The sequence below is a fragment of the Massilia scottii genome (genome assembly GCF_030846495.1).
Classification (GTDB): domain Bacteria; phylum Pseudomonadota; class Gammaproteobacteria; order Burkholderiales; family Burkholderiaceae_D; genus Telluria_A; species Telluria_A violaceinigra.
The window spans coordinates 332,333-344,094 of record NZ_JAVCWM010000001.1 but is presented as its reverse complement, the minus strand read 5'-3'; the positions used below and the strand labels follow the sequence as shown (position 1 = coordinate 344,094).

Below are 11,762 nucleotides of genomic sequence, written 5' to 3'. Positions count from 1 at the left end.
GCACGGCGACGCCTCACCGTCACTCAATGGGATTTAGCATGATCGTAGGAATCGACCTCGGCACCACCAACAGCCTGATCTCCGTCTGGGAGAACGGCGCCGCCCGCCTCATCCCCAACCAGCTGGGCGATGTCCTCACCCCGTCCTGCATCAGCGTTGACGAAGACGGCACGATCCTGGTTGGCCGCGCCGCGCGCGACCGCCTGCAAACCCATCCGGCCCAAAGTGCCGCCGCCTTCAAGCGCCACATGGGCAGCGACAAGAAAATCACCCTCGGCAAGCGCGCCTTTCGCGCCGAAGAACTGTCGGCCCTGATCCTGCGCGCGCTCAAGGAAGACGCCGAGGCCGCCCTCGGCCAGCCGGTCACGGAAGCCATCATCACCGTCCCGGCCTATTTCTCCGACGCCCAGCGCAAGGCCACCCGCGCCGCCGGCCAGCTTGCCGGGCTCAAGGTCGACCGCCTGCTCAACGAGCCGACCGCGGCCGCCCTCGCCTACGGCATCCACCTGCGCGACAGCGAAAGCAGGTTCCTCGTATTCGACCTCGGCGGCGGCACCTTCGATGTCTCGGTGCTCGACCTGTTCGAAAACGTGATGGAAGTGCGCGCCTCGGCGGGCGATAATTTCCTGGGCGGCGAAGATTTCGTCACCGCGCTGGTCGACCGTTTCTTCGAGCACAACAAACTCAACAAGAACTACCGCGAGAACGCCCACTTCATGCAGCGCCTCGGCGCCCAGGTGGAACTGGCCAAGCGCGAGCTGAGCACGTCCGCGCGCGCGCTGATCCGCGTCACCGAAGGCAGCGACAATTTTTCGATGGAACTCGACGAGCCCACCTTCGAGACGCTGTGCGCGCCCTTGCTGGCGCGCCTGCGCCACCCGGTCGAACGGGCCCTGCGCGACGCCAACCTGGTCGGCGCCCAGCTCGACAATATCGTGCTGGCCGGCGGCGCCACCCGCATGCCGGTGGTGCGGCGCATGGTGGCGCGCATGTTCGGGCGCTTTCCGGCCTGCGACATCAATCCGGACGAAGTCGTCGCGCTCGGCGCGGCGGTCCAGGCCGGCCTGAAAAGCAAGGATGCCGCCCTCGACGAAGTCGTCATGACCGATGTCTCGCCCTACTCCCTGGGCGTGGAAATCGCCATGCACTACGAATCGGGCGGCCACTCCAGCGGCCACTTCGACCCCGTAATCGAACGCAATACCGTGGTGCCGGTCAGCCGCGTCAAGACCTACTCGCCGATTCACGATCAGCAAAGTGTTATCGAAATCAATGTCTACCAGGGCGAAGCGCGCATGGTGGCCGACAACATCAAACTGGGCACCCTGAGCGTTCCGGTCCCACCCGGCACGCGCGACGACAGGTCGGTCGAGGTGCGTTTTACCTACGACGTCAACGGCCTGCTGCAGGTCGAGGCGACCGCCCGCAAGGGTGCCGAGAGCGCCGTCCTGATTATCGAAGGCAATCCGGGCATGATGTCGCCGCAGGAAATCAAGGAGCGTCTGGCGTCGCTGTCGCAGCTTAAAATCCACCCGCGCGACCGCATCGAAATGCGCACCCTGCTGGCCCGCGGCGAGCGCCTGTATCAGCAATTGCGCGGCAGCGTGCGCGATCAGCTGTCGGTGGAAATGACGCGCTTCGAGGGCAACCTGGAAACCCAAGACAAGCGCATCATCGACGCCGCAGCCAAGCGTTTCGTGCAGGTGCTCGATTACGTCGAACACCAGCACGCCGGCAACCCTTTTGGCGACGCCGACCTGTGATGCCTCCGGCGCCGCCGTCAAGCGGCGCCCCGGCCTCACCCTTTGCCTGCTCCGGCGCACCCTCCTTTCCTCATCATGCTCCTCGTACCCACCTTTCTCGCCCGTTTGGGCCTCGACCGAAGCGCGGATGAACGTGCCATCCGGCGCGCCTACGCCCGCCAGCTGAAACAAATCGACCAGGAAACCGAAGCGGACCGCTTCCAGATCCTGCGCACGGATTACGAATCGGCCCTGGCATGGCTGTCCTGGGCCAGCCACGAGGACGAGGGTGACGATGACGACGATGACGATGACGGCATCGACGACCGCATCGGCGACGGCGGCGATAACAGCAGCGCCAGCGCCGACCCCAGCCACGCCAACGACGGCGGCCCCGAACCACAACAGCCGTCGTACGCGCCGTCCCAGGCCCCGGTGGCATACAACGTTCCTACCTACCGGGCAGATGCGGACGTGGCGCCGTCCTCCCGCGACGCCGGCATCGAAACCGATCCCGAGCAGTTGGCCGGCGCCGTCTTCCGGGAGTTCCTGGACGCGCTGACCACGCTGCGCGCAGGCCGCATGCTCTATGACGACGGCCTTTGGGCCGACGAACTGCAGCGCTGCCTGAACGACGACCGCCTGCTCAATATCGCCGCCCGCATGGGATTCGAGGCGCGCATTACCTATTTCCTGGCAGGCGCGCGCCAGCTTGGTCACGAAACCCTGTTCTTCGCCTCACTCAGTGTGTTTGGATGGATGTCAGACCGCCATCGCCTCGAAAGGTTCGGACATCCCGGCGCCATCGTCAACCGCGCCATTGACGAGCGCAATATGTTCCACGTCCAGGACCAGGCCGACCGTGCCGGGCAGCAAGAAGTGCTATCCGCCTTGCGCAGGGCGGCGCTGCCCCGGCTTGGCGAAGTGCGCCGCATGATGCCGCATTTGCAGACGATGATGGCGCGTTTCCCGGTGTTGATGAGGATCATGGCCGACGAGGAGGCTATCGGCCGCTGGCACGAGGCATATGCCGGCCTGACTGCCAAGAGCGGCGCGCCGCTCACCGTCAAGGAGAGCGAATGGGCAAAAGCGGGCGAACCGGAAAAGTCCGGCTCGTCGTACGGCTGGATCATTGGCGTGATGATATTGATTTCCACCCTGTTCAGCACGATGAGATCGAAATCCCCCACTATCCCGATCGCGCCGCCGCCCACGTTGGAGTCGCTCAGCGAGGCTCCGTGGAGGCCGTCTCCTCCGAAGCTCGGCCAGGAACAGGATTACGCCCCCCTGCTCACCGCGATGAACAAGAACCCCGCAACCGCGCCCGGGACGGCGCGCCCCCAGGGCGAGCCGCTGACGCGTGCCCAGCTCGACGAGATCGGCGCGCGCATCGACTACAAGGTCGACAAGGATGCCGCGCCCGGCCTTCGATCGGTCGAGTTTGAAGTTCTTCTCGATGCCCGGGGCAAGGTGAAGTCGCTGAAAAAATTGAGCGGATCGGGCGATCAGCGCTACGAGGACGCGGTCGCCAAGGCGGTGAGAGAAACGAAACCGTTTCCAGCGTCGACCACGCGCTTCTTCAGCGTGACGCATTCGGTCCGGATCACACGCGTGCTTCGCCCGCACCAGTTCGTTTCCCCGCCAGCGCCGGTGTTTCCGCCGCCCTCACGGGAATTCGGGCAGGCACCGCCGGCTCCCGAGCCGGCGGACACCAGGCCGCGCCCTGCGCAGCCCCCGCCCGACGAGGCCAATGAAGACCCGCTGATCACGCAGTAAGCACGGTCGCACACGGAGGGACGGCAATGCACGTTCTACGAATTGACATGCGCTTCGCCGGCCCGCCGCCTGCGGACGAGCCGGCTGAGCATCTGAATCTGTTTCTGGGTGCGCTGAGGCAGAACGGCCAGGTCTGCGGCAGGGAATGGCCGATGGTCATGGACGACGGCTGCTGTTTCACGACCGTATTGACGCCCGCGGCGGATTCGCTCGACGAGCGGTATCACGGCACCTACGTCAGGCAACGTATCGCCGACGCTCAGCAGGCAGGCATCACCTTTGCCTGGTCGGTGATCGGGGAAGAATGCGACTCCGCCAAGGCATGCGACTGTGCTGACCCGAGCGCTTATCTTTTATTCACCACCTATCTGACACTGGAGTCGCCGGTGCGGTGCATGGACTGCTTTGGGCCGGTGCCACTGTACCGGTACACAGCGCCGCCCGATACCGAGTTTTACGACGTGATCTCGTGGCAGTCCGATTATCAGTCATGCGACCGATTGCAAATGAATTGCACGGTACTGGAAAGATCGGCTACGCGCCAGATGTCGGCAATCGATAGCGCGCTGTCGGCGGCAGGCCGCGCATGCTGCGCGACCTTGTCGGGCCGGGCCGGGAAGCCATTCTATTATTATCTGTACCGGGGCAAGGGCCGCAGCGCTGCGCTGGAAGCACAACGGCGTTGTCCGCTGTGCGATGGACCGTGGCATCTGGCGACGACGCTGCGCAAACCCTTCGATTTTCGCTGCGACAACTGCCGGCTATTATCGAACTTCGCTTTCAATCTGCGCGCTGGTTAGCTATATGATGACAATCCCTGATCTTTTCCCCGCCCTGATTGCCCCATGCCCACCCTGATCCTCACCCCGCGCCATACCGACGATTCGCACATACTGTGGAAGGCGGCGGCACGCCTTGGCTGGCAGGTGGAGCGGCTGGCCGCCTGGCGCGTGCCGCCGGCGCTGCAATCGCTGGCCGATCCGGTGCTGTACGGTGAAGCGCTGTTCGGCCCGACCCTTGCGGAGCAGCTCGGCCTGGCCTTGCTCAATCCGGACGAAGACTGGCTGGTGCAGCTTCCCTTCGACTACCGCAAACGCGACATTTCCCTCTCCACGCTGGGCGCCGCGCGTCAGCTTGCGGCGCCGGCATTCATCAAGCCGCCCAATGACAAGAGCTTTCCGGCGGCCGTCTATCGCGGATCGGAACTGCCTGCCGAATATGACGACGCCATGCCGGTCCTGGTTTCTGGCGTGGTCACATGGGAAATGGAGTTTCGCTGCTTTATTCTCGACCGGACCCTGTGCACCTATTCGGTCTATTCGCGCTGGGGCGAACTGCAGCGCGATGCCGGCTTTCACAGCACTCCTGAAGAAGATGCGCAACTGGAGGCATTCATTGCCCGGCTGCTGGCCGACCCGGCCGTCGATCTGCCCGCCGCCACCGTGGTCGATGTCGGCATCATCGAGGAGCGCGGCTGGGCCTGCGTTGAGCAGAACGCGGCGTGGGGCGCAGGCATCTACGGCTGCGACGCCGAACGCGTTCTCGCGGTACTGGAGCGTGCCTCGGTCAAGCGTTGACAATGGTTATGCCGAAAACGCCGCCCGCTGGGTGTCGCAAATCAAGGACGTTCCGCGTCCGCCTTTGATGCCGCGCAAAGTCGGTGCACTTGACGCCGGATGCACGGTGGGTGATGCCTATACTTTAATCCGCAGCCAGCCTCAGCATTAATGATGAAGACAGTGCTGCCGGGAACACGTACCGCATTTCCCGAGGGCACAAGTTACCGCCGGCATCACGAGGAGCGTCACGCAATGGATACCAATACGATCTGCGATCCACCCTGGCTGCACAATCCGTCAACCGCACTGTCAACGCCTCCCTGCCGGCCCAGGTGTATTTCAACCTGGGCTGGTGCCAACGCGTCCGGAAAGACCTGCCGGGGCAACCAGGCTGCCAGGCCTGCATGTCCGGATGCGATATCCGTGACGATTTCCAGCGCCGCCTCAGCGTCAATGCCCATCTCGCGGTCCGGGCACTCGATCCGCCGCAAGTGCAACTGAGCCCTGAATATGCGGGAATTACCGGAATCTGGCGTTGGCATGGTCTGTCTTCCCGGCCTGGAAGCGTTCATCGATGCCAATAAGGACCTGATCGACGTCATCGAAATCGAGCCCCAGCCGGTGTGGTTCAAATCCGCGGCCGCCGGGGTGCCGTACGCAATCAATACCGACGTATTGGCGCAATTGCGCGCCGATCCTCATCCCAGACTGGTGCATGGCGTCGGTTTTCCGATTGGCGGCAGCGTGCCGCCGGAGCCCGAGCAAGTGGCGCTGTTTGTCGATGTGGTCAAGGCGCTCGACGCGGCATGGGCCAGCGAGCATCTGAGTTTTTCGCGCGCCAGCGGACCGGATGGCGTCTTCAATACCGGCTTCTTGCTGCCGCCGCTGCAAACCGCGCAAACGGTGGCGCTGGCTGCGGCCAATATCCGGACGCTGAGCTCCCGGTTACCGGTGCCGTTGGCGTTCGAGACCGGCGTCAATTATCTGCAGCCGGTGCCTGGCGAAATGTCGGACGGCGCGTTTTTCGGCGCCATTGCCGAGGAAGCCGACTGCGCCATCCTGCTCGACCTGCATAACCTCTGGTGCAACGAGCGCAATGGCCGCCAGAGCGTGCTGGCGGCGCTCGACGATATGCCGCTCGAACGCGTGTGCGAAGTTCATCTGGCGGGCGGCGATTATCTCGACGGGTATTATCTCGATGCGCATTCGGGGCTGGTGCCGGCCGACCTGATGCAACTGGCCCACGCGGTGCTGCCACGGCTGCCCAATCTCAAGGCGCTGATGTTTGAAATTGTGCCGGCCTACCTGCCCGCGCGCGAGATCGCGCATCGCCACCTGACAGCGCAACTGCACGAGTTGCACCGTCTGTGGGACCAGCGCAAGACAACCCTGCGGGTGGCGGCCGCCGCGCCGCGCGGCGTTATCCACCACGCGGCGGCAGTCGATGGCGCCTTGCCGTCACCGCCGCAATGGGAACGCGCGCTGGCTGGCAAAGTGCTGGGAATCACCGCGGACGAGCCTTGCACGCTGCCGCTCGATGGCGATGAAGGCATTCGTGTGCTGCGCCAGCTGGTGGCGGCGGTACGCAGCGGAACCATCGTCGATTCGATGACGCTCAGTTACCGCCTCATTTCGCTCACGCTCGGCGAAACGGCGTTTCTCGCGCTGTTGCAGGCATTCTGGAAAACCCGGCCGCCGGAGCCGTTTGCCACCGAAGAAGCGCTCAATTTCGCCGAATTCCTGCGCACCCAGGCGCTCCACATTCCGCATCTGGACGAGGTGCTGGCGTTCGAACTGGCCACGCACCAGGTGCGCATGTACGGGCAGCCGAAAACCGTGCGCTTTACCTGTTCGCCCTTGCCGCTGCTGATGGCGCTGCGCACCGCGCGCATGCCCGACTTTACCGACCGCGGCGAATTTGCGTTGACCATCGGCCCCTGAGCGCCGTGTCCTGACGCTCAGCGCCCCTGGCGCCGCACCAGTTCGATTTCGTACAGCTTGGGCCACAGCTTGCCGGTGACGAACAGACGCCGCTTCTTGCTGTCGTAAGCGATGCCGTTGAGGACATCGACCGTTCCGGCGGCCCGGCTTTTCTCGTCGAGCAGTCCGGCCAGGTCGATCCAGCCGACTACCTTGCCGCTGGCAGGGTCGATGCGCGCAATCACGTCGGAACCCCACACATTGGCAAACAGCTCGCCGTCGACCCATTCCATTTCGTTGAGGCGGTCGACCGGCTTGCCTTCGGCCGTGACCTGGATGCGCCGCACTTCCGCCAGCGTTTTTGGATTGAGCACGCGGATGGCAGAGGTGCCGTCGCTCATGAAAATGTCGCTGCCGTTGTTCGCCAATCCCCAGCCTTCGCCGGGGTAGGAAAAGGTCTGCTTCATTTTCAGGGTCGTTTTATCGAACACGAAACCGACATGCGAGGTCCAGGTCAGGCTCACGATGTTGTTGCCGATGTCGGTAATGCCCTCGCCGAAGTAATCCGACGCGATGTCCGTTTTCATCAGCACCTTGCCGGTTTTCAGGTCGGTTTTACGGACCGACGACTTTCCGTTCAGGCCGGTGCTCTCGTACAAAATGCCATCGGAATAGAACAGCCCCTGGGTAAAGGCGTCCGGATCGTGCGGATACGTGTTCTTGACCACAAAGCCGTACACGGGGATGGCAGCCTGCGCCGCGCCGGCACAGGCCAGCAGCAAACTCAGTGCCGCAATTGGAAATCTCTTCAAATAACACCTCAGGTCGAATCGCTGAAACGGAAGTCATGCCCTGCATCAAGACATGAATACTAATACAATTGTAGCGGGACGGCGCCGCCAGCGCGGAGCTGCCATAAAAATGAACAGCCAACAGGGGGAGTCTGTATTGAATATTCGTGATGCCGGGGCTGCCGACGCCGCTGCAATCGTCGCCATCTATAACCACTATATCCTGACCACCAGCATCTCGTTCGAGGAAGAGAGCGTCAGCGAGGAGGCAATGGCCGGCCGCATCAGCGATATCCAGCAAGCCGGCTTGCCCTTTCTTGCCATGACCGAAGGCGACACCGTCATCGGCTACGCCTACGCCACCAAGTGGCGGGTGCGCCATGCCTACCGCTTCGCGGTCGAAAGTTCGATCTACCTGGCGCCGGAGCTGGGCGGCAAGGGCCATGGCGCCACGCTGTACAAGGCATTGCTGGCGCGCCTGGCGCAGTGTGACGTGCACATGGTGATCGGCGGGGTTGCGCAGCCGAACGAGGCCAGCGTCGCGCTGCACGAAAAACTCGGCTTCAAGAAGGTCGCGCATTTCAGCGAAGTCGGCTTCAAGTTCGGACGCTGGATCGACGTCGCGTACTGGGAACTGAAACTGCAAGGCGCGTAAAAGGCGACTAATCATCGAATGGTAGCAATTTCCGCTTGGAATGCTAACATGCAAAATTGCATAGTTCGCAACCCAAGGAAAATTGATGGACGTAATTCTGTTTTTGCTGCCGTTCGCGTTCTATTACCACTTCCTGCGCTTTCGCAAGGCGGCGGCGCGGCGGGCCGACGAGCTCGAGAAAACCGTCGCGGCACTGACCGCCGAGGTGATCGCGCTCAAGGAAGACAGGACGCGTGGTCCATCCGCGACGCCGGCTACCGCGCCGGCTGCCGCGCCACCGCTTGCGCCCCGTCCCGCGGCGCCGCCCGTGCCGGCGCAGGCCTCTTCCGACGAAGCCAGGGTACCGTATATGCCGGTGGCGATGCGACCGGTCAGCGCGCCCGCGCCGCATCCTGTTCCACCAGTGCCGTTCAGGCCTGCCGATCCCCTGCCGGCGCCGGAGCCCGCCGCGCCCGCGCAAGCGATGCGCCGTCCGGAGCGTGTCGATCCGCCACTGGCGCCGACCCCGGCGTGGATGCTGGCAGCGAAGAAATGGCTGTTTACCGGCAACCTGGTTGCCAAGCTCGGCCTGCTCATTTTGTTTATCGGCGTCAGTTTCCTCCTCAAGTATGCGGCCGAGCGCACCACCGTGCCGATCGAACTGCGCCTGGTGGGCATCGTGATTGCCGATATTGCCCTGCTGGTCTGGGGCTGGCGTATCCGCGATACGCGCCGTGGCATCAGCCTGCCGGTGCAGGGGGCCGCGCTGGGTATCCTGATGCTGGTGACCTTCGGCGCGTTCCGCCTGTACCAGTTGATTCCAAGCGGCATGGCGTTCGCCCTGCTGTTCGCGCTGACCTTCTTCACCTGCCTGCTGGCAGTGCTGCAAAATGCCTTCTGGCTGGCCGTGTTCGGCATTTCCGGGGGCTTCCTGGCGCCGATCATGACCTCCACCGGCCAGGGCAGCCATATCGCGCTGTTCTCGTATTACGCACTGCTCAATGCCGGCATCCTGGGCATTGCGCTCAAGCGCTCGTGGCGCACGCTGAACCTGATCGGCTTCGCCTTCACCTTCGTGATCGGCACGGCGTGGGGCGTGCTGCGCTACGGGCCGGAAAACTACCTGTCGACCCAGCTGTTCCTGATCGTTTTCGTGATCTTCTATGTGGCCATCGCCATCGCTTTCGCCGCGCGCCAGGCGCCGGCGCTGAAGAATTATGTCGACGCCACGCTGGTGTTCGGCGTGCCGCTGGTCGCCTTCGGCCTGCAGTACGGGCTGGTCAAGGATACCCGTTTCGGCGTGGCGTTCTCGGCGCTCGGCCTGGGCCTGTTCTACACCACGGCGGCGCTGGCCATGTGGCGGCGCGGCGCGCAAAACTTCAGGCTGCTGGTCGAATCGTTCCTGGCCCTCGGCCTGGTGTTCGGCACGCTGGCCCTGCCGTTCGCGCTCGATGGCCGCTGGACCTCGGCCGCATGGGCGCTGGAAGGCGCCGGCGTGGTCTGGGTCGGCCTGCGCCAGCGCCAGGCGCTCACCTGCGCCTTCGGCCTGCTGGTGCAAGCCGGTGCGTGGATCTCGTTTATTGCCGCCATCAGCGGTATCGATGGCCAGGCCGAGGCCGCGAATGCTAATCTGTGGCTCGGCTTCCTGCTGCTGACCGGCACCGCTTTCCTGATGGCCACCAATTTCCGCTCGCGCGACGGCGACCTGCCTGCACCGCTGCCAGCCTGGCTGGCCGGCGCGTTCCTGACGGTCGCGGCGCTGTGGCTGGTGGGCGGCGCGTGGACCGAAGTCATGCTGCGCACCAGCGGCAGCACGCAGGCCGCGCTGATGGCCGCGAGCGGGCTGGCGGCATCGGTCATCCTGGCGCTCATCGCCAAACGCATGCAATGGCCGCTGGCGCGCAGCCTGGCGCTGGGCGTGCAGGTGGCTGGCGGCGCCGTCCTGGTGCTGCTCACGCTGGCCCTCTTGCTTACCTCGTACTCGCCGCGGGCCGACCTGTGGCGCACGCCGTTCCTGGCCGCGCTGATCATCTTCGCCGGTGCGATCTTCAGCAGCTGGGCCATGCAGCGCGTGCCGGAGCAGCAGTATCCCAAGCTGTCCAGGGCCATGCTGCTATGGTCGGCGCTCTGGTGGTTCGCGCCCGTGCTGGTGTTTTTCTGCACCTGGCTCAACAGCCGCTACCAGCTGATCGGCGGCGGTGAGTCGGCCAGCGTGTCCCTGCTGTCGGTATATGGCGTGGCCGTGGCGCTGTCGGCGCTGGCGTTTGCCGCCGCCGCACGCCGGCTGGCGTGGCACACGCTGCGCTGGCTCAGCGTTGCCGGCTGGGCCGGGCTGCTGGTGGCGACCGTGTCCATTCTGGTGGAACTGTACGAAGGCTACGCCATCGCGCTCGAAGCCGGGATTGCCCTGGCCAGCCTGTGGCTGACGTCGGAATACCTGCTCAAGCGCTGGCCGCTCAATGGCTGGGCCATCCCCGCGCCATGGCTCAAGGCCCTGCACACCCTGCGTACCGCCGGTCCGTGGCTGATGATCTGGCCGGCCGCCGCGATCGCGGTATCGCGCTGGCTGTACGGCGTCGACGACGCCGATGCGGTCCTGCTGAGCCAGGCCGGCTGGCAAACCAGCGGCAGCTGGGCGAATTTCATCCCGGCCTGGCTGATGATGCTGGCCATCGTCTGGGTCAGCGGCCGCGCGCGCGCCGGCAAGTGGCCGGCAGCGCCCGCGGCCAGCTGGCACCGGGGCGTGCTGATCCCGCTGGCGACCGGCTGGTCGCTGCTGCTGGCCGCCGTGTGGAACCTGACCCAGGACGGCGCCATGGCTCCCCTGCCCTATCTGCCGGTGCTCAATCCGCTCGACCTGACCAGCGGCTTCGCCATGCTGCTGGCGGTGGTGTGCTACCGCATGCGCCTGGCGGACCAGCCCGGCGAGAACGAACAGATATTCCTTGCGCGCGTACCCACGGCGCTGGCCTGGGCCGGCTACGCCTGGTTCAACCTGATGCTGCTGCGCACGGCGGCGCATTATCTGGGCATCCCGTACAACGTCGACACCTTGTTCGCGTCGCAGTTCATCCAGGCCATGCTGTCGCTGGTGTGGAGCGTGTCTGCGCTGCTGCTGATGTGGCGCGCGGCAAAGCAGGAATCGCGCAGGCAGTGGATTGTCGGCGCGGTGCTGCTCGGCCTGGTGGTCGGCAAGCTGTTCCTGGTCGACCTGTCGAACGTGGGCGGCGTGGCGCGCATCATCAGTTTTGTCGGCGTCGGCTTGCTGATGGTCGTGATCGGCTATATTGCACCGTTCCCAACGCAACACGACACGCCGCCGGAAGCGACGGCAACATGA

Annotated in this window: 9 protein-coding genes; 7 read left to right on the top strand and 2 right to left on the bottom strand. The window is 64.5% G+C overall.

The genetic code is table 11. From position 1 onward, the window contains the following. Positions 1-38: 38 nt before the first annotated feature. From RBA41_RS01510 to RBA41_RS01495, 4 genes are all read left to right on the top strand, one after another. Positions 39-1,763 carry a molecular chaperone HscC gene (locus tag RBA41_RS01510; RefSeq protein ID WP_306620287.1) on the top strand — a complete coding sequence of 575 codons (1,725 nt, stop codon included), beginning with the start codon at positions 39-41 and terminating at the stop codon, positions 1,761-1,763. Between the two features lie 75 nt (positions 1,764-1,838). Continuing rightward, complete coding sequence (locus tag RBA41_RS01505; RefSeq protein WP_306620285.1) at positions 1,839-3,518, top strand: TonB C-terminal domain-containing protein; 1,680 nt, start codon at positions 1,839-1,841, stop codon at positions 3,516-3,518. A 47-nt stretch (positions 3,519-3,565) separates the two neighbouring features. Beyond that, on the top strand, positions 3,566-4,318 hold the full coding sequence (locus RBA41_RS01500; RefSeq protein ID WP_374709469.1) for a DUF2310 family Zn-ribbon-containing protein: 753 nt from the start codon (positions 3,566-3,568) through the stop codon (positions 4,316-4,318). 45 nt (positions 4,319-4,363) lie between these two features. Next, positions 4,364-5,095, top strand: a complete 732-nt coding sequence (locus RBA41_RS01495) for an ATP-grasp domain-containing protein (protein WP_306620281.1) — start codon at positions 4,364-4,366, stop codon at positions 5,093-5,095. 227 nt (positions 5,096-5,322) lie between these two features. Here the strand turns inward: RBA41_RS01495 and RBA41_RS01490 are convergent, their stop codons facing one another. Further along, on the bottom strand, positions 5,323-5,619 hold the full coding sequence (locus RBA41_RS01490; protein WP_306620279.1) for a hypothetical protein: 297 nt from the start codon (positions 5,617-5,619) through the stop codon (positions 5,323-5,325). Between RBA41_RS01490 and RBA41_RS01485 the strand changes: the two genes are divergently transcribed. Beyond that, positions 5,618-7,018, top strand: coding sequence for an MbnB/TglH/ChrH family RiPP precursor modification enzyme (locus tag RBA41_RS01485; RefSeq protein ID WP_306620277.1), 1,401 nt, complete (start codon positions 5,618-5,620; stop codon positions 7,016-7,018). The two genes, RBA41_RS01490 and RBA41_RS01485, sit on opposite strands and share 2 nt — an antisense overlap. Before the next feature lie 17 nt (positions 7,019-7,035). Here the strand turns inward: RBA41_RS01485 and RBA41_RS01480 are convergent, their stop codons facing one another. After that, a complete protein-coding gene (locus tag RBA41_RS01480; protein ID WP_306620276.1) occupies positions 7,036-7,809 on the bottom strand; it encodes a glutaminyl-peptide cyclotransferase in 774 nt (257 codons plus the stop codon). A 109-nt stretch (positions 7,810-7,918) separates the two neighbouring features. On the opposite strand from RBA41_RS01480, the gene RBA41_RS01475 reads away from it, so the two are divergent. Beyond that, positions 7,919-8,443: an arsinothricin resistance N-acetyltransferase ArsN1 family B gene (locus RBA41_RS01475; protein ID WP_306620275.1), complete on the top strand. Its 525-nt coding sequence runs from the start codon at positions 7,919-7,921 to the stop codon at positions 8,441-8,443. Between the two features lie 85 nt (positions 8,444-8,528). Then, positions 8,529-11,762: a DUF2339 domain-containing protein gene (locus tag RBA41_RS01470; RefSeq protein WP_306620274.1), complete on the top strand. Its 3,234-nt coding sequence runs from the start codon at positions 8,529-8,531 to the stop codon at positions 11,760-11,762.

Excerpts from the sequence above, each read along its gene's own strand:
- RBA41_RS01510 (WP_306620287.1), top strand. The coding sequence starts at position 39 with ATGATCGTAGGAATCGACCTCGGCACCACCAACAGCCTGATCTCCGTC.
- RBA41_RS01505 (WP_306620285.1), top strand. The coding sequence starts at position 1,839 with ATGCTCCTCGTACCCACCTTTCTCGCCCGTTTGGGCCTCGACCGAAGC.
- RBA41_RS01500 (WP_374709469.1), top strand. The coding sequence starts at position 3,566 with ATGCGCTTCGCCGGCCCGCCGCCTGCGGACGAGCCGGCTGAGCATCTG.
- RBA41_RS01495 (WP_306620281.1), top strand. The coding sequence starts at position 4,364 with ATGCCCACCCTGATCCTCACCCCGCGCCATACCGACGATTCGCACATA.
- RBA41_RS01485 (WP_306620277.1), top strand. The coding sequence starts at position 5,618 with ATGGTCTGTCTTCCCGGCCTGGAAGCGTTCATCGATGCCAATAAGGAC.
- RBA41_RS01490 (WP_306620279.1), bottom strand. The coding sequence starts at position 5,619 with ATGCCAACGCCAGATTCCGGTAATTCCCGCATATTCAGGGCTCAGTTG.
- RBA41_RS01475 (WP_306620275.1), top strand. The coding sequence starts at position 7,919 with ATGAACAGCCAACAGGGGGAGTCTGTATTGAATATTCGTGATGCCGGG.
- RBA41_RS01470 (WP_306620274.1), top strand. The coding sequence starts at position 8,529 with ATGGACGTAATTCTGTTTTTGCTGCCGTTCGCGTTCTATTACCACTTC.